General features: G+C 47.3%; 14 protein-coding genes. 4 read left to right on the top strand and 10 right to left on the bottom strand.

The features are described 5' to 3' along the window. Nucleotides 1-87: 87 nt before the first annotated feature. Together H6F56_RS23180 and cax are read right to left on the bottom strand one after the other, a co-directional pair. Complete coding sequence (locus H6F56_RS23180) at nucleotides 88-1731, bottom strand: protein kinase domain-containing protein (RefSeq protein WP_199313203.1); 1644 nt, start codon at nucleotides 1729-1731, stop codon at nucleotides 88-90. Nucleotides 1732-1790: 59 nt separating this feature from the next. Continuing rightward, on the bottom strand, nucleotides 1791-2909 hold the full coding sequence (cax, locus tag H6F56_RS23175) for a calcium/proton exchanger (protein WP_190673509.1): 1119 nt from the start codon (nucleotides 2907-2909) through the stop codon (nucleotides 1791-1793). 704 nt (nucleotides 2910-3613) lie between these two features. On the opposite strand from cax, the gene H6F56_RS23170 reads away from it, so the two are divergent. The 3 genes from H6F56_RS23170 to H6F56_RS23160 all read left to right on the top strand — a co-directional run bounded on the left by H6F56_RS23170 (nucleotide 3614) and on the right by H6F56_RS23160 (nucleotide 9149). Then, entirely contained in the window at nucleotides 3614-6319 is a 2706-nt protein-coding gene (locus tag H6F56_RS23170) for a DUF3536 domain-containing protein (protein WP_190673507.1), read from the top strand. 268 nt (nucleotides 6320-6587) lie between these two features. Continuing rightward, entirely contained in the window at nucleotides 6588-8156 is a 1569-nt protein-coding gene (gene purH / locus H6F56_RS23165) for a bifunctional phosphoribosylaminoimidazolecarboxamide formyltransferase/IMP cyclohydrolase (RefSeq protein ID WP_190673502.1), read from the top strand. Between the two features lie 90 nt (nucleotides 8157-8246). Beyond that, nucleotides 8247-9149: a 2OG-Fe(II) oxygenase gene (locus H6F56_RS23160; protein WP_190673499.1), complete on the top strand. Its 903-nt coding sequence runs from the start codon at nucleotides 8247-8249 to the stop codon at nucleotides 9147-9149. 71 nt (nucleotides 9150-9220) lie between these two features. Here the strand turns inward: H6F56_RS23160 and H6F56_RS23155 are convergent, their stop codons facing one another. Both H6F56_RS23155 and H6F56_RS23150 read right to left on the bottom strand, forming a co-directional pair. Beyond that, the gene (locus H6F56_RS23155; protein WP_190673496.1) at nucleotides 9221-10771 is read right to left on the bottom strand and encodes a tetratricopeptide repeat protein; all 1551 of its coding nucleotides are present in this window, start codon (nucleotides 10769-10771) and stop codon (nucleotides 9221-9223) included. Nucleotides 10772-11210: 439 nt separating this feature from the next. Further along, nucleotides 11211-12782 (bottom strand): N-acetylmuramoyl-L-alanine amidase family protein, encoded by a 1572-nt coding sequence (locus tag H6F56_RS23150; RefSeq protein WP_190673493.1) that lies wholly within the window; start codon nucleotides 12780-12782, stop codon nucleotides 11211-11213. Between the two features lie 182 nt (nucleotides 12783-12964). Between H6F56_RS23150 and H6F56_RS23145 the strand changes: the two genes are divergently transcribed. Continuing rightward, complete coding sequence (locus tag H6F56_RS23145; RefSeq protein ID WP_190673490.1) at nucleotides 12965-13126, top strand: hypothetical protein; 162 nt, start codon at nucleotides 12965-12967, stop codon at nucleotides 13124-13126. A gap of 86 nt (nucleotides 13127-13212) precedes the next feature. On the opposite strand, the gene H6F56_RS27240 is transcribed toward H6F56_RS23145, so the two are convergent. The 6 genes from H6F56_RS27240 to phaB form a co-directional block, all read right to left on the bottom strand. Next, nucleotides 13213-15141, bottom strand: a complete 1929-nt coding sequence (locus tag H6F56_RS27240) for a sugar phosphate nucleotidyltransferase (protein ID WP_190673487.1) — start codon at nucleotides 15139-15141, stop codon at nucleotides 13213-13215. A 365-nt stretch (nucleotides 15142-15506) separates the two neighbouring features. Next, nucleotides 15507-16922: an ankyrin repeat domain-containing protein gene (locus H6F56_RS23135; protein ID WP_309236619.1), complete on the bottom strand. Its 1416-nt coding sequence runs from the start codon at nucleotides 16920-16922 to the stop codon at nucleotides 15507-15509. Between the two features lie 100 nt (nucleotides 16923-17022). Continuing rightward, nucleotides 17023-18039 (bottom strand): SDR family oxidoreductase, encoded by a 1017-nt coding sequence (locus tag H6F56_RS23130; protein ID WP_190673481.1) that lies wholly within the window; start codon nucleotides 18037-18039, stop codon nucleotides 17023-17025. Nucleotides 18040-18257: 218 nt separating this feature from the next. Continuing rightward, nucleotides 18258-19202, bottom strand: coding sequence for an SDR family oxidoreductase (locus tag H6F56_RS23125; protein WP_190673477.1), 945 nt, complete (start codon nucleotides 19200-19202; stop codon nucleotides 18258-18260). A 168-nt stretch (nucleotides 19203-19370) separates the two neighbouring features. Beyond that, nucleotides 19371-20225 carry an alpha/beta fold hydrolase gene (locus H6F56_RS23120; protein WP_190673474.1) on the bottom strand — a complete coding sequence of 285 codons (855 nt, stop codon included), beginning with the start codon at nucleotides 20223-20225 and terminating at the stop codon, nucleotides 19371-19373. Between the two features lie 72 nt (nucleotides 20226-20297). After that, nucleotides 20298-21020 (bottom strand): acetoacetyl-CoA reductase PhaB, encoded by a 723-nt coding sequence (gene phaB / locus H6F56_RS23115; protein WP_190673470.1) that lies wholly within the window; start codon nucleotides 21018-21020, stop codon nucleotides 20298-20300. Nucleotides 21021-21031 lie beyond the last annotated feature (11 nt).

The raw sequence follows: 21031 nt of genomic DNA, 5'->3' as shown, positions 1-21031 counted from the left end.
AATTTTCCCGGTGTTCAATACTTCAAAATTGGCTCTGCCTTTTTCTTTACTCCCAACCACAATGTAAACGTCTGTTTCTTAATTTTGTTATATTTTTTTAGAAACGAGAGTATCGGCAATGATATCGTGCAGCGCTTGCTTTTTGCGATTAAAGCCGGCCATAATAAATCCAATACACAAAATAGATCCAGAAACGGTTTTACTCCAATAACGCCGATTCGCGCGTCCCCAAGAAATTTGTTTTCCTTGAGCGTCTGTGACAACAAGTTTTAAGCGTCTTTTTCCCAAGGTAGCTTGCAGCGGAGAACATTCAAGCACCGTAAAATAAAGCCATTTTAGCCCAATTCCTATTAAGACTACAGCGAGCAAAACTGAATCCACTCCCCCTAAAGATTTTCCCGATCCCACAATTGCCAGTGCCGCAATTAGCAAGCCGAAAAAACTGCCAAACGTTCCCAATGCGCTTAGCACCATTGCTCCTAAAAATACGCCTAAAGCTTGCCAAGGCTCCTGAATCAGGTTATAGACATGATTAATTAAAAATCCGCCAATAATAGCTCCTCCAAGCGTGACAGTCGTGCTATCGATCACATAAGCAGCAAAACGCGGCCAAAAGCCGGCAGCCGAATAACTGGCTGGTTGAATGTTGTGGCTGCCACTAGCAGATTTAACCTTTGCAGATGGGGACTGAACTTGATCTAAAGCGCCTTCTATTTCTGCTAACCGCTGTAAAATAATTTGGGCATTTTGAGGCCGATTAACCGGAAACAAACCCATCAGATTGTCAATCAAATCGGCCACTGGCTGCGAGACATTTGCCCGATCTCGCCAGATTAAATCGCCTGTATCGGCATCCACCGGCAGATCGCTAGGAAGCAAGCCGGTGAGTAAATAAACAAAAGTGCGTCCTAATGCAAAAAAATCTGATTGCGGCACCGCTTGACCGTTCACTTGTTCAATGGGTGAATAGCCGGCTGAAAAAATTTGCGTCCCATTGTGCCGGCCTCCAAGAACTGTAGCGGTAATCGCCCTCGCCGTGCCAAAATCAATTAATGCCAGTTCCTGACGCCCTGTATTCAGGGAATCCGCAGAAGATCGCAGCATAATATTAGCCGGCTTGATATCTCGATGAAAATAATTTTGCTGGTGAACGCGCTCTAAAATTTCTGCCAGTTCTTTTAACCAGTTAATAGCCAAGGCTTCAGAAATGGGTTGATGATTTCTCTCATTCATCCACTCCTCTAAATCCAACCCTGCTATTTTTTCCATCACGAGGCAATATACAGGCTGGTCGCTATTTTTGGGATAAAAAGTAAAATAACCATCGGATTCAACTCTCGGAATTCCAGGATGATTCAACCGGCTTAAAACTCGCGCTTCTTGCTGAAACAGTGAAATCGCCTTTTCCTGATGGAGGAAAAGCACTTTTAGCACTTTCGGCGTGCCGCAATCACTCACTTCATAAGTTTTAGCAAAACCCCCTTCCCCCAAAATACTCATGACCCGATACTGCCCGTTTAAAAGCAAATCAGAACCACAACTTTGGCAAAAAAGCAAGTTTTCAGGATTTTGAGGCTTTGGGCAATTGGGATTAATGCAGTAAGTCATAGATGCCAGGGGAATATCTATTTTTTGACATTGAAAGGCTCTGGCAAAGTCTTGATTCTTTGGTGCGGTTGCTTTCAAAAAAGCCGGTGAAATTGGGTTGCCGGCTTTCTGAAAAAAAACCACCCCGCAGATCCCCCTTCACCTGATTAATCACAGCAGTTCGGGGGATCTAGAACCTTAGCTTAACCGATTCCTTCAATGACCGGATGGAAATAGAACGCAAGTCCCAAAACTGCATAAGCGGCTAGCAACAGGGTGCCTTCCAGCCAATCAGATCGGCCATCGGAACTCACCGAGTTAGCAATTAACACTGCCACTGCCACTGCCACCAGTTCAAACGGTTTGAAGTACAGATCCATCGGTTGGCCAAATATCCAGCCGGCTAACACCAACACCGGCGCAACAAACAAGGCAATTTGCAAACTTGATCCCACTGCCACAGAGACAGACAGATCCATTTTATTTTTCATCGCCACCGTAACGGCTGTGGCGTGTTCGGCAGCATTGCCAATAATCGGAACCAGGATAACGCCGGTAAACAGTGCCGTCAGTCCTAGCGCGGAAGTTGCTTCTTCGAGGGACTCAACCAACAATTCAGACTCAACCGCAACGACTAGGGTAGCGGCTAAGAGTACCCCGATCCAAAGCGGCAGGTTCACCTCTCCTTCACTGTCATCGGGTGCTAGGTTGGCATCCGCTAAATCTGCCGGGTCCATTTCTGCCAAACCCACATCATAGAGATAGGTGTGAGTTTTCATCGAAAACAGCAGCGTTAGCCCATAGACCAAAATTAGCACCACAGCGACGGCGACAGAGAGACGCTGAAGCGTCACTTCCGGGATGCCGGGAACTGTGGCACCCATCGCGGTTGGCAGCAGCATGGCAATCACAGCCAAATTCATCGCAGAGGCGTTGGAGCGGGCCACAATTGGTTGAAACGTCTGCTCTTTAAAACGCAGGCCACCCAACAGCATGGAAAGGCCCATTACCAGGAGTAAGTTGCCCATAATCGAGCCGGTGATACTGGCTTTGACAACATCGATCAATCCGGCGTTGAGGGCGATAATGCCAATAATCAATTCAGTGGCATTGCCAAAAGTAGCGTTTAACAGACCGCCCAAAGTGGGGCCAAGAACAACAGCAATTTCTTCAGTGGCAGTCCCCATCCACGCAGCGAGGGGGATGATCGCCAGCGCAGAGGTTATGAAGATAGCGGACGATCCCCAGTCTAGGAAATGGGCGGCAATGGAAATCGGGACAAACAGCAACAAGGCTGATAAGACATTTTTTGTGTTGAGCATTTAAGTCAAACAGGTTTTCAGTATGCTATGTCAGCAGTTGATGACGATTGGTTTCATTCTGAATCGTGGCAATCAGACTCTAGGATAGTGGCTATTGCAGTGGCTTGGTGAGTCCTGAGTCCTGAGTCCTGAGTCCTCAGTGGTGAGTGGTGAGTTCCCAGTGTTGGGTTAATTAAAGAGTGGTCGGGGCTGTGGACAAGGGGATAGATTTGTAAAAGCCATGATAGGAAAGCGTTTCAGCTTCTTAGAACACAATTTCCAGCGATTGCAATCAGCCAAAGTGAATAAAATTGAGCATTTTCTTAACAAAACATAAATCTTCTTAAGGAAATATGGATATTTTTAACAAAACCAGGCTAACAACAATAGAGTGCTAAAATCTCATGATGAAGCATTTATCTTTTTTTTCAATAAAATCGGCGAGAAGGTTCAATCGAAAATAAAGCGTTTTGGGCTGTTGTATCAGCAGCGCTTCCTGGCACTTTTCGCCATTAACTCTGGAGAAATTTATCCGCTTCTCAAATGGCACAAACGACCCAGATATCTACTATCTGAGGCTTTCTACCCCGTCAACTTGTTGTAAATTCCACAAATCCTTTCGATCCCCAACTCCAGTCAGTTCAGATTGAGCTAAAGCTGCAGTTAAGCAGTCTGTCTGTATGAGTTGTGCGGCAATTTTTGTCCTTTAAATTAGGTGTAATGGCATGGCTTCTCCTTCTGAGGCTGCGTCTTTGGGACGCGCTGCTGCTTCAGTCAATTCGTTGAGTGAGCAAGAAGCAGCAACCAGTAGTTTATCCGCCACTGTTGCTGAACTGAACCAACTGGTAACGCACAATGACGCACCAGAGAACGATCCCCAACAAACGGCGACAGGTGTTTACGTCACGGTTCACGGTCATTTCTATCAGCCACCCCGGGAAAATCCTTACTTAGACGCGATTGAACTGCAAGCCGGTGCGGCACCTTTCCACGACTGGAACGAACGAATTCACCACGAATGCTACCGTCCCAATGCCTTTGCGCGCATCTTGAATGACCGGGGCGAAATCGTGGGGATCGTTAATAACTACGAGTATTTGAGCTTTAACATCGGCCCAACCTTGATGACGTGGCTAGAACGCCATGACGCAGAAGTTTATCAGCGCATTTTAGAAGCTGATCGCAAAAGCAGCGAACGTTTAAATGGTCATGGCAATGCGATTGCTCAAGTTTATAACCACATCATTATGCCTTTGGCAAATGAACGGGATAAATACACCCAAATTCGCTGGGGTAAAGAAGACTTCCGATCCCGATTTGGCCGTGATCCCGAAGGAATGTGGCTGGCTGAAACGGCGGTTGATTATGCCACTTTAGAAGTCTTAATTGCTGAGGGGATCAAATTTATTGTTCTGGCACCTTCTCAAGCACAACGCTGCCGGACGATCCCCAAAGATGAACAGCCGGTGACGCAATGGCACGAGGTTGGCGGTGGTCAAATTGATCCCACTCGTCCCTATCGCTGTTATTTGAAACCAAGCAGTGTATCTGCCGGCAGTGAGAACGGCGCTGAATCCCTAGATACCCAAACTACGGACTCTACCCCCTACATCGATATCTTTTTCTACGATGGGCCGATCTCGCGGGATATGGGGTTTAATGATGTCCTCAGTAATTCCCATCACTTAGCCGCCCGCCTAGGCCAAGCGATACATGGGGATCACCGGCCTAGTCAGCTGATTTCTGTGGCCACCGATGGCGAAACCTTTGGCCACCACAAGGGAGGAACTGAAAAATGCCTCGCCTACGCCTTCATTGAGGAATTTCCCCGGCGTAGTTGGACGGTGACAAACTTCGCGCATTACCTCAGCCTGAACTCCCCGGCTTGGGAAGTGGAACTCAAGCCAGTGACCGCATGGAGTTGCTCTCACGGTGTTAGCCGGTGGGAGGATGACTGCGGTTGCGGCGGCGGCGGGTTGTGGAATCAAAAATGGCGTCGTCCGTTGCGCGTGGCGCTAGATTGGCTACGAGATCGGCTTTCTGAGGTTTATGAAGAAGCCGGTCGCCGGTTCTTCCGCGATCCCTGGCTAGCGCGGGATGAGTATATTCAAGTGATTCGGGATCGCAGCTTGGAAAATGTTGAGCGGTTCCTAGCGCGTCACCATTCCCACCCACTTGCGCCGGCAGAACAAGTGGACGCCCTGCGACTATTGGAAATGCAGCGCCACACGCTGTTGATGTATACCAGTTGCGGTTGGTTTTTTGAAGAACTATCCCGTCCAGAAGGCGTGCAGATTCTTCGCTATGCCGCCCGTGCGATTGAACTTGCCGGCGATATTGCCGGTGTGCAATTAGAACAGCAGTTTGTCGAAATGCTGGCTTTTGCGCCCAGTAACGTTGAATTTTTTAAAGATGGCGCGGCTATCTACCGGCATTTAGTTCTGACTGCCCAAATTAGTTTGGAACAAGTGGCGGCGCACTACGCCATCAGCGGGTTATTTACCGCCTATCCCCAACACCACCGGGTTTATTGCTACACCACGCATCAGCAAGATTACCAATTGCAGCGTATGGGATCGCTGACACTTGCAGTCGGTCAGTTGCAGCTAATTTCAGAGATTACCCAGGAAAGTGTGCAACTGGTGTTTGCGGTATTACACTTGGGCGGCTGGGATTTCCACTGCTGCATACAGCCGTTCGCGGGCCGGCGGGCTTACACTCAGATGAAGGAGCAACTATTTGGTGCACTGCAAGAAGCAAGTGCAGCTCATGTGATTCTGGGGATGAACCAGTATTTTGATGGTAAGTCTTTTAGCCTGCGGGACTTGTTTGCCGAGGAACGGCACCGGATTATGCGCCTGCTAAGTCAGGAAACCCTGATGCGGCTAGACCAGCTCTATACCCAGGTTTACCGGGATAATTATGGCGTGATGATGGGCTTCCACCGGGATGAACTGCCGGTTCCCCAAGAGTTGCAGGTGGCTGCAGAGATTGCTTTGGGCCATCGCTGCCTCACAGAAGCTAAGGCTCTTTACCATGAAATTAGCGATGGGTCAAGCAATGAGGGGCATCTGGGGCTGAGTCATTTAGCAGAACTAGAGGCAATCGCCACGGAAGCAAACCACCTGCGCTGCCGGTTAAATCTGCCGGAAGTTAAGCAAACTTTGGAGCAGCTAGTGTTGCGCTCTTTGTGGGAGTTGCTGCAAAATGGGGCGAGTGCAACATTTGAGGCGGATTTTCAACGCATTGAGCGCATCATTGCACTAGGCCGGCAATTGAATCTCGGTTTAGAGATTGATCGGGCGCAGGAATTGTACTTCAACTGGCTGCAAACAGAACAGATAACTGACCTTGGGCAACTGCGCCGGCTGCTGCAGTTGGGTCAAATGTTAGTTGTGGATGTGAGTACCCAATTGAGCCGACTGTCCTAAAATAGCCGGGAAAATTGAGAATTGAGAAATTTTTTAGCTCTCAATTCTCAACGCTTTATCTATACAGCGATCCTAAATCGGGTGTAATAGAAAAATTTAGGGTTTGATAGAGTGCCCGCTTAACCTGCCGGCTCAGAGAATCTACGGGCTGCCGACAGCAGTGGCAGTGAGCAACTAAAGCAAGGACAAGCTTTAACACAACCAACAAGCTTGGATCTATTCTTAGAAAGGCATGGTTGCTCACTGATTTTTCAAAGGATTCTCAACGATGGCACGTCTAGCACTGCTGAGTACATCTGATAAAACCGGCTTAATCGATCTCGCCCGCTGCTTGGTAGAAGAATTTCAATTTGACCTGATCAGCAGTGGCGGGACGGCAGTTGCCCTTAAAAACGCTGGAGTGCCGGTTACGAAAGTTTCTGACTACACCGGCTCCCCTGAAATTTTAGGGGGACGCGTCAAAACACTGCACCCGCGAATTCACGGCGGCATTCTCGCACGTCGGGACTTCCCCGAAGATATCGCCGATCTGCAAGCGAACGATATCAGAGCAATCGATTTGGTTGTCGTCAATCTTTACCCCTTCGAGCAAACAATTGCCAAAGCCGGTGTCACCTTGCCAGAAGCAATCGAGCAAATCGATATTGGTGGCCCAACTCTGCTACGAGCCTCTGCGAAAAATTTTAACTATCTGACGGTTCTGTGCGATCCGGCTCAATATAACGAATACTTGCAAGAATTGCGGCAGAATAATTCCGAAGCTTCTTTGACATTTAGACAAAAATGTGCACTGAAAGCCTTTGAACACACAGCCGCCTACGACCGGGCTATCTCCGCTTATTTAACCGGACAGCAGGAAAGCAAAGAAGAAGCGGAGAAATCTTCACTACCCCAAGAGTTCTCAATTTCAGGCCGGCAGTTGCAACCCCTACGCTATGGCGAAAATCCCCATCAGCCGGCAGCCTGGTATCAAGTGGGAAGCAACCCAACCGGCTGGGCATCTGCGGTCAAAGTTCAAGGAAAAGAACTCAGTTACAACAATTTAGTCGATTTAGAAGCGGCACGGCGCATCATTGCTGAATTTGCCGGCCCGGAAAGTGACCCAGCCGCTGCCATTCTCAAACACACCAATCCCTGCGGCGTTGCGTTGGGAAACAGCTTAGTCGAGGCGTATGAGAAGGCATTTAGTGCCGATTCTGTCTCCGCTTTCGGCGGTATTGTCGCCCTGAACCGGCCTATTGATGCCCGCACCGCCACTGCACTCACCCAGACCTTTTTAGAATGCGTGGTGGCACCGGCTTGCGATCCAGATGCAGAGGAAATTCTCAAATCCAAGTCTAAGGTGCGAGTTTTACTGCTGCCAGACTTGCACAGTGGCCCTCAGGAAACTCTCAAAGCCATAGCGGGCGGGTTTTTGGTGCAGGCTTCTGATGATGCGGTAGAAGACCCTTCACAGTGGCAAGTTGTGACGGATTTGCAACCGACGCAAGACCAACTCGCCGAACTGCTCTTTGCTTGGAAGATTTCCAAACACGTCAAATCTAATGCAATTGTCGTAACTCGCCAGCGCACAACAGTGGGTGTGGGTGCGGGTCAGATGAATCGCGTGGGTTCGGTTAAAATTGCCCTAGAACAAGCCGGTGAAAAAGCCACCTGCGGTGTTCTGGCTAGTGATGGCTTTTTCCCCTTTGATGATTCGGTACGCACAGCAGCGGCTGCCGGTATTTCGGCAATTGCCCAGCCTGGAGGCAGCTTGCGAGACAGCGATTCTATCAAAGCTGCCAATGAATTAGGCTTGGTGATGGTGTTTACAGGGGTGCGTCACTTTTTGCATTAATTCATCAGCAGTAGGGGCGAGTTGACTTCTCTAGACAATCTAGTTACACAACTCGCCCTTACCACTGAAAACTAACCATTGACAACTTTTATGGAATCTGATTACCAGCGATCTGAGTCTATGGATGTCAAAGTTAAACTGCTTTTAAGTGGCGGACACGAGTATATTTTATGGCTTAAGTCCGACTCCCCCCTGTTGGAAAGTTTATTAAAAGTTCTGGTCAACCGATCCCAGAATCAAGCTTCTGCAATATTGTTTCAAATTCCCGTAGATGAAGGGCATTCGGCTTTGTGTTTTCCCAGCGATCATTTGGTTGGGATTGTCACAGAACCGCCCATTTTTGTGCAGCAGAAAGCGCCGGTGCCGGCTCCTCCAGAAGTGCCGCCGGCGCGTCCGGTTGCTTCAAATTTTATCCCGTCTGAGTGCGTGCAGCTCGATAACTTTATCCTGCCGGCAGAACAGGAAAAACTGCTCAAATTTGTTTTCCAAAAAGAGTCAGAATTTGTGCCGACAAGCACCTCAACCGGCGCGGCAGATTATCGGCGTTCTTGGGTGCTGCACTCGTTTCCTGAGTTTTCTGAACTGATTATTAAACGAATTCACACAGTTTTGCCTGATGTCTTGAGCAAACTCTCGCTGCCGGCATTTACTGTCTCGCAAATCGAGGCACAGCTAACCGCTCACAATGATGGAAATTTTTACAAAGTTCATAACGATAGTGGCAGTCCAGATACGGCAACCCGATTTCTCACCTATGTTTACTATTTTTATCGGGAACCCAAGCCTTTTTCTGGGGGCGAGTTGGTGATTTATGACAGCAGAGTTGAGAATAATTATTATGTGAAAGCAGAGTCTTTTAAAACCATTGAACCGCGCAACAATAGTATTGTGTTTTTCCTGAGCCGGTATATGCACGAAGTGCTGCCGGTGAGTTGTCCTTCCCAAGCGTTTACAGACAGTCGATTTACGATTAATGGCTGGATTCGTCGGTGAGAAATGAATTGTAGGGAGGAAGTATAAGCTTAGTTTTTTGCTATTTCCTCTCCCCAACTTCTCAAAAAATCCTAAGACTGAAGCAAGTTTTGGAATTCAGGCTGTTCTCGAATTGAATCAAAATCTTTATCAGTCTTTGCGTCCTCTTTGTATAGTGGATTGAGTGTAATGGCTTGTTTCAAATTTTCCACCGCTAATGATAAGTTTCCTTGCAATCCATAAATGCGGGCTTTATTATACCATGCCTCATCGTAATCAGGCTTATACTGCAACGCTTTATCGTAAGAGGAGACAGCTTCTTCGTATTTTTCTAAAACAGCTAAAGCCATTCCTCGAAGATCCCACGCTTCATAATCATCAGGTTGGTAGTGTAAAGCCTGATCATAAGAGTCAACTGCTTCTTCGTATTTTTCTAAAACAGCTAAAGCCATTCCTCGCCCCATCCACGCTTGAGAGTCATCAGGTTTGGATTGTAAAGCTTGATCAAAGGAGGAAACTTCTTCTTCGTATTTTTCTAACGGTTTGTATAGTGAAGCTTTAGCAATGGAGACAAATGCTTCTTCGTATTTTTCTAATTTAACTAAAGCACTTCCTCGCATATACCATGAATTATAATCATCAGGTTTGTATTGTAAAGCTTGATCATAAGAGGAAACTGCTTCGTTATATTTCCCTAACCTTTCTAAAACCAATCCTCGATTATAATAGGCATCAGGAAAACGAGGATTTATTTTCAAGCATTGGTTCAGATCCTTCAAAGCTTCCTGGTTTTTTTCTAAAGAAAAGAAAGCCAATCCTCTATTATTGTAAGCTACATATTCTTGTTTGTTGATATCTAATTTAATTGCTTTATTATAATCTTCTACTATCCCTTCATAATCTTTGAAGTAAAATTTCGCATAGCCTCGTTGAATATAGGCATCTAAATATTGCGGATTCAAGCTAATAGCTTCAGAGAAATCTTTAATTGCTTCATCATATTTACCCATTTCGTAATATACAGAACCTCTACTCAAATAAGCATTATAATAATTGTTATTAATGCTAATCGCGGAAGTGAAATCTTCAAAAGCCGTTTGATTTTCACCTTGTCCAAAATAAAGCTTTCCGCGTCCGATATAAGCTTCTACTAAATTTGGATCAATTTCCAAAGCTTTATTATAATCTTGAAATGCTTTTTCTAACTCTCCAACCTGAGACCGAGCAAAAGCTCGACTAGCATAAACTTTAGCAAAATTAGGATTAAATTGGAGAGCTTGTGTATAAATTGTTATTGCTTCCTCAAACTTACTCTGACTTGCTTTTTCTAAACCAGCATTTAAAAGTTGACTATCGGGCGGTAAGTTTTTAGATTGATCTGTTTGGTACTCAAAAAGACGAGCTTCAATTCCTTTATCAATTCTTAAAAGGGCATCTGATTTGATTAGAGCATTATCAGAAAATTTAAGTTGAGCATTCTCAGAAAAAAAGTGAATTTCAGGAAAATTTATATTATTATTACTGAAGTTTTGTGCGTAAACAGCATCTACATTCAGTGAAGATACTCCTAAAAATACTATTAATAATAGGCTTACCTTTACTGCATTAATAATTTTAGTTAAAAATTGATGCAAGTTTAACATATTCGTTACTCCTCTTTACAAAAGTAAACCTTTTAAGTTCTGACTTCTTGACTATTCACCATTTTAAAGTAAAACTGAAAAACTTGTCGGTGCAGGCTTGACCATACACCTTGAAGATTTTTTAGATCTGCCCAAAATTCCTCCTACACCTCATCATCCCATGATTTGTTACGTCCTTGATCAATAGAGGAGTTAAGAAATGGTTAACCATCTTTTGGACAGTGGGAATAGAACCTTGGTAATCTTAGCAAAATATTTAAGCGCTCATCCACTGTAAGGCAGAAGTATGAGCGCAAAATTTATTTTATTTTAGGAAAATATTTAAATGCTTATTTACTGTAAGGGCAAAACATAAGAAAGGGCGAAGCATGAGCGTTTAAATATTTTGCTCACATCGGAGATTTTCTACGCTTATGCTTCTCCCCTACGATACCGGCTGTCAACGACCTTGTTGAATGTACTGGAGAATGCCCCGTGCAATTGCTTGTGCCATTTGAGTGCGATAACCGGCATTGGATAGCCTAGCAGCATCTTCCGCGCCGGTGACAAACCCAACTTCAAGTAAAGTTGCCGGCATAGAAGTTTGTCTAAGCACATAAAATCTCGCCTGTCTCACCCCCCGATCTCGTGAACCTGTACTCTGAAGAATGCTTTTGTGAATCGCGCGAGATAAGCCTAAACCGCTGCTGTAATAGTAAGTTTCGATGCCATTAACATCAGGCCGGCTCATATTAATTGCATTGGCGTGAATACTGACAAATAAGGAAGCATTCGCCCGTTGAGCCATCTGCACACGCGCTTGTAGGCTAACTTCCCGGTCATCTGTTCTTGTCATAATCGCTTGCACGCCCTGTTCTTCTAGCAGTTGCGTCACCTGCCGGGAAATGTCTATGACAATATCCTTTTCCCGCACACCTCGGATTCCCACTGCGCCGGGATCTCGTCCCCCATGTCCCGGATCGATGGCGACCACCACTCGTCCCTTGGGAACCGGACGCGAGGGCGCAGGTTGAGTCGGGTTTCTAGGTGGTACGGGAGTTGGCTGTCGCACCGGCACAGGATCATCATCCGGCATCGGTGGCTGGAGAACCACTTGTGAACGTTGCATTTCCAAGGACAGGGATTGGCCAGTTGGCTGATTCACCCCGACCACTTGGACACCGGCACCCGGTTGCACAAGGATGCTAACGGTTTGCGAATCTTCCTGCAAAACACGCACCCATAATGCAAGGCTGCCGGCGGGTGGCTGAATATTCGTGATTTGCTGAGCTAGCTGAGCTGAGGGAATCGTGATCTTGTAAGCTGCAGTTGCTCTATCCCATCCCGTCGTAAAGGTAAGGGAGCGATCGGCTTTGACAGAAACTTGCGTGCCGTTATTTTCTAACTGAATCGATTGTATTGTAGCCAGTTGAGCAGACGCCTCAATGCTGGGCGCTGCGCCTCCTCTAGGCCACACCACCACACCCCCCGACTTCGCAGATGCCTGCACATCTGGACTATAGGAGTTCATATTTAAAATCACGCGGGCAACCGGCGGTGAGCTTTTCAGTTGGATGACTTGCAGGTTGCTGATGCCATGATTATTTACTGTAATATTGCGGCTTTGCAACTGGGGCGAGAGTGTCGTGCCGGCGATATCAATCGTTGTCGAAGTGCGGTTTTGACTTCGCTTAATATTAATATCTGGACTTCTCCCACTGGTGCGAATAATCAACCCCTCTGACGTTACTTCGATATTTTGAAGCTGAGTTTGTGCAGCCGCCGCGACGGTAAACGGCTCACTGGGCGGTTGTTCTGTGTTTTGGGATGTGAGCGTTTGCGCTGTCTCCCGATCCACAGAAGCCTGGTTTTGCTCAACATCACTTTGCCAAGATTGCTGGTTCGCATGGACTGGCGATGTTAGCAGAAAAACCCCTAAAAAGCTGGGCAGTACCCAACCCAGCCTCAGCGTTTTTTCAAATAGGAAGTTGCGGGGACGTTGCAAGTTTAAACCTGGGGTGGAATTCCTCATATTCAGTAAATATTGGCACAGCCTTAAATTGAGTTTTGAACGCGACTGATGCAGAAAATTGGTTGTTAATTGTTTCAACAACCTGCATTAACCCTGGAGTTGATCCTTCCTACCAAGTTGCATTCAGTGAGGTTATCCCTCTGTACTCTTAAAGTGGGACAGCGAGAACCCGTGTTGTCTCAGTGAATGCGAATTGGGATGATTTGCGCGTGCGATCACTGCAATTTTCTGCTGCACCCTTGCAACAATTGAACGCGCGATCAGATGCCCCTCAGCGCCCCTGTGGCAGGAGGTTAACTGTGCCGGCGATCTATGTTGTAGTTTTAGATGGGATCGCTTGCTGACAATATATGTGTTTGACTCCAAGGGCTGCAACCTGAATACCAATATGAGTCATACTCATCAGGATGGAATATTCATGATGCTTTAATTAGCCATCAGATTTTCTAAAATCAATCAGGGTTTGCCAGTAAGTTTCTGGTAATCCCGTGTCAAAACATTTACCCTTGACAAGGTAGCCGGTGATTCCTTCATCCTGCCGCAATCTTTCTACCCCGGATGTTAGCTGAAATTCGCCCTTATCCCGCAAGTTGTTATTAATGTTCTCTTCTAAGCTGTCAAAAATCTTTGGCGTGAAGACATATAATCCGAAAGCGCACAGGAACTGATCTTCTGGCATTCCGTCTACACGCAGATGTTGGCGTGCGTACTCAATTGTGGGCTTTTCATAAAGTTGCGTGATTGAAAGGATCGACTGGGGTTCTTGCCAGAAACCGGCAACGCAACCGGCTTTGGAAATAATTTCTGCCGACATCACCGTTAAACCCAAAACACTTTGCTCAACTTGCTCGTATATTTCGATTATTTGACGAGCGCAAGAAGTCTCTGTTTCCGATGAATAAACGTGATCGCCCAGCATCAGCAAAAATGGTTGATCTCCCACCCATTCTCTGGCACAAAAAACGGCATGACCGTAGCCTTCTTGAACGTCTTGTGTCAGAATTGTAATTCTATGTCCTAAATCTTCTAAATACCGGCAGTATTCCTGGTTCTGCTGAGATAACTTCTTAAAAAGTGCAGGTGCCGGCGGATTTTTAAAGAAATTCTCAAACAACTCGCGATCGCCGGTTTGCACCACAATCCCCACTTCTTCGATGCCGGCGCTAAGGGCTTCTTCAACAATTGCCAAAATCACCGGCTTAGCCCTGCCATCTTTATCGATAATCGGGAAAAGTTCCTTCTTGATCGCCTTCGTAGCGGGGAACAAACGAGTACCAAAACCGGCAGCCGGAATCACCGCCTTGCGAACTTTTTTCTCTGCCTGAAGTGTGAGTTTTAAGGATTGCATTTGGGGAAAATCTCGCTCAATAATTTTAACAACTTGCTGTTGGCTTTCCTCGTCTTTTACGATAAACTGTACGGAACCATCGCCTTGCGAACCAACCCCTTTCCCCCCTAAAATAAAAGGTTGAATGGGTTCGTAATTCAGAAGTTGGTGCAAAACCCGCGCAGTTAATTCGGATGGACAAGCAGGGATTAAATGTTGATCGAATTCTGCCTGTGCCCGTTTCATTAACGCCCCAATTTGTTCAGCATCGCCTTTTTCTAGGGCTTCAACTGCTTGCTGTGTAATTTCAGAATTAATCGCACCGAGATATTTCTGAACATTCTGCTGCACTTCATTGTCAGCAAACGGATAACACTGATTGAGCCGGTTTAATATTTCCTTTGTGTTTTTGCCGGCACCCAAATCTACGATGACAAAAAATAAATTTTTCTGGAGCTTTAACTCAATAACATCCGTACAATCACCATCAAAAATCATTAAAATAGGTTGGCTTCCATAAGCGCAAGCTTGATCCATTCGCCCACAGCGAGAGGGGGTCAAGATTTCACCTAAATAAGCCAATTCCATTTCTTGGCGAACCATCATTTTTAATTTATATACGCGATTAAACGCCCGTGCTACAAGCACACAAATCGCAGCACTGGATGCTAACCCTTTCTGAGCCGGCAAATCAGTTAAGTAGTTATCAATCTCTAGCCCGAACACGCCATACTGGGTGAGAAATTGATAAGCAACACCAGCAGCATAACTGAAAAAACCGCCTTTTTCAGCTTCAGCAAGCAGTGTTTTCTCATCCATCGGAAGCTGTATTTCTTGCCGGCTGCCATCACTGAGGGAGATGCGAAGAATGAACTGAGTTGGATGAGGTTTAACTTCTGCATAAAGTCCCTGATTGGTGCCGGCAATCAGGGCGTATCCTTTTTCTAAATCGGGATTAATTGAGCGGTAACCGCCTGCCCAATCGCTGTGTTCGCCAAACAGGCAAAGTCGTCCCGGCACAAATATTTTCATTTCTTCGCACTCTCTAGTAGTTTGTTGGGGGTGAAGCTGGGATTTGGGGATTTATTTCCAAGTTAAAGAATCATATATTTTGCGGAAGTATATTTTCCCACAGATGATAGCGTAGCGTGCCGAAGGGATCGGCATCGGCATAGGGGGATACATAGATAAATAGAGATAAATACGGATAAAGCCGATTTATCATTTGTGGGGGTTAAAGGTATATTATTTTAACCGCAGATGCACGCAGATAAACGCAGATAAACGCAGATAATGGGGGTTTATCATCTGTGTTATCTGTGTTTATCTGTGGTTAAATATTCCATCCCTAGTTTTTGCCACAAGTCCCCAAACCTTTTAACCTCCCCTAATTCATCTCACTCTAGAGCACCGGCAGCTTTAAGCAATTTCACTACATTTTTATAACCGTTGAAATCCGCAATCATTGAAGCGGTGTAACCTCCCCGGTTTTTTACGTTTACATCCACATCGGCATCTAGCAATTGCTTAATAGCGCCCTCATGCCCCCGATGCGCTGCCCACATTAACGCTGACGCGCCGGCATTATCCAAAAGATTCACATCGGCACCGGCTGCTAATAAGGCTTGAATGACTTCAGCTTTACCACGATCAGCAGCTTTCATCAGCGCTGTTTTTCCATCCTCCGAACGCGTGTTAGGATGAACACCGGCCTTGAGCAATACTTGCACGGTTTCCAGATGGCCGGCACTTGCAGCTAAAGTTAATACGGTTTCCCCAGTGTTCCTTGCTTTCAAAAGAGACTGCACTTGCTCTTTCTCACCTTGAAGCAAAATTTCTACTGTTTTGCTGTGATTGTGCAAGACGGCAACCATTAAAGCCGTGTCACCCAGCCGATTCTTTGCTAATATATCTGCACCTTGGTTGACAAGCCGTTCTACAACGCCGGCATGACCTTCCACAGCCGCTAAATGTAAGGCTGTTTCCCCATCATTATTTTTGGCATTGATATCTGCGCCGGCATTCAGCAAGGCAGTCACAGTCTCTGTATAACCCCCTGCTGCCGCCGCCATTAGCGCTGTCCATCCATCCGGATTTTTGGTGTTAACATCAGCGCCGGCATTCAGTAAGGCTTGCACGATGTCGGTATTACCGCTATCTGCGGCTAATGTCAGCGCTGTCTCGCCTTCTTCGTCGTTGACATTGACATCAGTGCCGGCATTTAACAAAGCCTCTACAACAGTTAAGTTTCCTGCTTCAACTGCTTGCATAACCGCAGTTTTGCCGTCCTCTGCGATCACATTCGCATCTGCCCCATTTTCAAGCAAAAGCTTTACCACAGCAGCGTTAGAAGACTTGAGGGCCAGTTTCAGCGCAGTATCATCATCCTTATCTTGGACATTAACCTGTGCGCCAGCATCCAGCAAGATTCGCACACACTCAAGATTTCCTTTAAGTGCTGCCGCCATTAACGCGGTGCTGCCATCATCATTTTTAGCATTCACCTCTGCGTTTCTAGATACCAAAAGTCGCACCGTGTCAACTCTCTGATTAGCGGCGGCTAACATTAACGCCGTAATCCCAAAGCGTTTTCTGGCAAAATTGACATCCGCGCCGGCATCCAGCAACAGCCGAACAATCTCGGTGTAGCCATACTGGGCGGCAAACATTAAAGCAGAGGTGCCATCTTGATTCGTTGCATTAACATCAGCACCCTGAGCGAGTGTAGTTTGCAGTTGGGCGATATCGCCACTTCTCGCAGCCTGGATTAATAAAATGTCCTTCTTCGAGGGCATGATTGGGGGTGGTTGCATCGGGAATAATGTCAACTTATCGCTAAATCGTACCTTTGAGAAGAAGGTGCCGATTATCCCCCAAGTTTGTTAACGGTAAAGGTGATGAATGCTGCTTAAGCTAAATTTGCCCCCCAGTTTTGAAGGCTTGTGCCGCCAGAAACGCTAAGGCAACGGTACTGACAAGTGCCCCCCATTTAAGCGCTGGATTCTTATCCAACCAGTCGGTAAGGCTCGGTATCACTAAGTTCTTGAAGTCTCCCTCAACTCGGTCATGGGATGGGATAGGCTCGTAAAGATTATTTGGCCCATCTTCAGACTTCGGCTGGTCAGTGCGCTGCAATCGGAAGGCGACGCGCTCTAATATGAAATCTACCAGTGATGGAGAAAGCCGCTGTAGCACATCTATCATTCTCCCTGCATCCCCAACCAGGAAGTCGCGGGTGGGATGTTCGGCAACATAGAGAATCGCGTCAGCGACTAAACTGGGTTCGTAAAAGGGTGGTAAGCTGGCCGGTTTGACGCCTAACCTCGTGAGGGCATTGTTGTAGAGAGGTGTGTTGACTGCGGCGGGTTTCACACTCGTGACGCTGATAGGGATTTTCTCATGTTGCAGTTCCACGCGCATCGCTTCGATGAAGCCTTCCATACCGTGCTTTGCCGTGCAGTAAGAACTTTGAAGCGGCACACTTCGCCGGCCTAAAACTGAAGACAGATGGATCAGCGCCCCCCGCCCCTCACGCTTAAGATGGGGTAGGGCTGCCATCGCGCCATATACTTGCCCCATGAGGCCGACATCAATGACGCGCTTAAACTCTTCGGGTTTTGTTTTGTCGAAAGCAGCATAAACGGCGATCGCAGGGCAATGCACCCACGTATCGAGCCGGCCATACACCTCCACGGTTCGGTCTGCGATCGCCTTAACCTGCTCAAATACGGTTACATCCGCAACCACAGCGGTTACCTCACCGCCAAAGCCACGGATCTCATCTACCAAGGGTGCAATCTTCGCTTCGCTGCGAGTCGAGACAACTAACTTCGCCCCGCGCTTGGCAAATTGAAGGGCTGTTTCACGTCCGATACCGCTGGAAGCCCCAACGATGGCAACAACTTGCTGATTAATTGGCTTTAGTTGCATCAATGCTACTCCTTAAAGTTTTTATTCAAAATTCTTCACGCCTGAACCGTTTAGTTGAAATTTATAAACTCAACTTTTCAATCAATACATCTGTCGAATAACAGATGATTTGTCGGATAAAAAAATAATTGTCACGCTTCGTTTCTAAGGAATTGTGTTGCAAGGCTAGCTTTCCTGGCAACACAATTTGTTTACGCGTTAGCTTCGCTTCCTGCGCCTCACAGGAAAGAAAAATTCTTCGCCAGCCAGTCGCTAAGGCTTGGTATCACTAAATTGCTATAGTCTCCATCAACCCTGGCATCGTCTGGAAACGGCTCGTAAAGGTTGTTGCGATCGTCTGGGGACTTCGGCACGTTGGTGCGTTGACCCTGGAAGCCGATGAGCAGCAACAAGGAATCTGCCAGTTCGGGTGAGATCCGCTGTAGTCCATCGAGAAGTCTGGCCGCATCTCCAACAAAGAAGTCACGCGTTGGATGTTCCGCGACGTGGAGGATCGCATCAGCCACCAACCTGGGGTCGTAGTAGGGCGGTATTCCTGCCGGCTTCACGCCTAGCTTGGTCTTACCATTATTCCAAAAGGGTGTATTGATGACTGCCGGCTTCACACTCGTGACGCTGATGGGTAAGCCCTCATGTTGCAACTCCACGCGCATCGCTTCGATAAATCCCTCGACCCCGTGTTTTGCTGCGGAGTAGGCACTTTGGTAGGGGAGACTTCGCACGCCTTCCATTGAAGAAATGTGGATCAGCGCCCCTCGTCCCTCACGCTTGAGATGGGGGAGTGCCGCCATTGCACCATATACCTGTCCCATGAGGCCAACATCAATGACCTGCTTAAACTCTTCGGGTGTGGTGTTGTCGAATGTGGCAAAGAGTCCGACGGCAGGGCAATGCACCCACGTATCGAGCCGGCCATAAACTTCAACCGTACGGTCTGCGATCGCCTTGACCTGCTCGAATACCGATACATCGGCAACGATAGCGGTTGCCTCAGCGCCAAAGCCCTGAATCTCATCTACCAAAGACGCCAGCTTGGATTCATTGCGAGCCGAGACCACTAACTTTGCCCCTCGCTTAGCAAATTGAAGGGCTGCCTCACGTCCGATGCCGCTGGAAGCCCCAACGACTGCAACAACTTGCTGATTAATTGGCTTCAGTTGCATCGATGTTACTCCTTAAAGTTCTTACTGCAAATTCTTTCGCTATGCCAAGTACAGTCAATCTAGAAACGTTGAGTTTGCTAGAAATCTAGAAAATTTACTTTTCTTAATAATTACTTGACAGTCAACTTACCTACATCAGTCGCAAGGTTGACAGCGAGGAAGAGATGTCTAAGCAACAACTTGATTGAGAAACTTGCTCAGCTCGGCACTAAAAAGTTCTGGCCGCTCGACATGAGGTAAGTGACCGCAGTCGGGGAGCAAGGCGAGTTGTCCTTGCTTTAACCGGCTCACTGCATCCTGTGCTTGCTCTTTTGGGAAAACCCGATCCTCCGTCCCCCAGATCACAAGCGTCGGCATCTGCAACTGCCCTAGCGAGTCGAGCAACACCTGGTACTGTCCAAATACATTCACCTGGGCACGCAGTGAGGACAGAGTGGCTTCCAGAAAACCGCCCATTTGCGCCATTCGCTCTTGTTCTGCTATCCACACATCAGGAACCCGCGAAGGGTGAGCGAAAAACAGCGTTGCCCGTAACCAAGACCGCATCTTAGCGCCCGGAGGCGTTTTGCACCCAGTGATCGCCAGATCACCATACACAGGGATTGCGAACTGAGTCAAAAGGGGGGTGACTGAGTAACCCAGTCCAGAACTGTCTACCAGCACCAAAGCTGCGACTTGTTCGGGACGCGACAGGGCAAAGCGTAGGGCAATCTGACCTCCGAGTGAATTGCCGGCCACCACCGCCCGCTCGATTCCTAGCGTCTCCATAAAATCAATCAGGAACTGCTTGAGAAACTCCAGGGAATACTCGCGGTTGGGTTTAGCACTGTCGCCGAAACCTGGAAAGTCCGGTGCGTAGACCGTGTGAGTTGCTCCGAGTTTGGCAAGCACCCAAGACCAATCCAAAGCGCTAGCACTATCTCCATGTAGCAGCACTAACGGTAGACCCTCATTGCCGGCTTTAAAGTAGCGGGTGGTTAAACCATTTACATTAATTCGCCGTTCTTCAACCTCGATTTTCACAGTTAACTCCTATCAATTATCTCAATGTAATTAGCGTGGGGCTTGTCGCCGGTACTCCCTACAATTTAACCCTCATGTGTAATGGGCACCGTTGACTCTCAGAACTTCGCCGGTTATGTAGCTACTAGCAACCGGCGACAGTAAAAAGGCGACTGCCCAGGCAACTTCTTCCGGTTTACCGAAGCGACGAAAGGGAATCTCGGATACAATGCGCTCTTTGACTTTGTCTGGAACTGACTTGACCATATCAGTTTCAATGAATCCCGGTGAAACCGCGTTGATTCGTACCCCGTATCGCGCTGCCTCTCTCGCGAGGGATTTGGCGAAACCAATCACCGCCGCCTTAGATGCCGCGTAGTTGGTTTGACCGAGGTTTCCCCGTTCACCAGAAATGGAGGAGATACAAACAACAGAGCCTTCTGTGCGCTCGTACATCTTGGGGATCACGGGAGTGAGCGTGTTGTAAACTCCTTTCAAATTCGTGTCGATTACGGCATCCCAGTCTTCAGTTGTCAGTTTGGGAAAAAAGTTGTCGCTGGTAATTCCAGCATTCGCCACCACGCCATAAATTGGCCCTAGTTTCTGTTCAACTTGTTCTGCCACTGCCTCCATTGCTGCTTTGTCGGTAACATCGGCTTGAATTGCCAAAGCCCCCTGTTGAGCATCGCAATTACTGCGGTAGGTGTAGGCAACCTTGCTGCCTAATTCCTGTAACAGAGCAACAATGGCTGCTCCGATTCCGCGATTCCCGCCGGTTACTAAAATGACTTTATCTTCCAGTTTTAAAGAAGCCATGAGCTACACTC

This window comes from Microcoleus sp. FACHB-672, assembly GCF_014695725.1.
Lineage (GTDB): Bacteria > Cyanobacteriota > Cyanobacteriia > Cyanobacteriales > Oscillatoriaceae > FACHB-68.
This window is presented reverse-complemented; position numbering and strand designations above follow the sequence as displayed.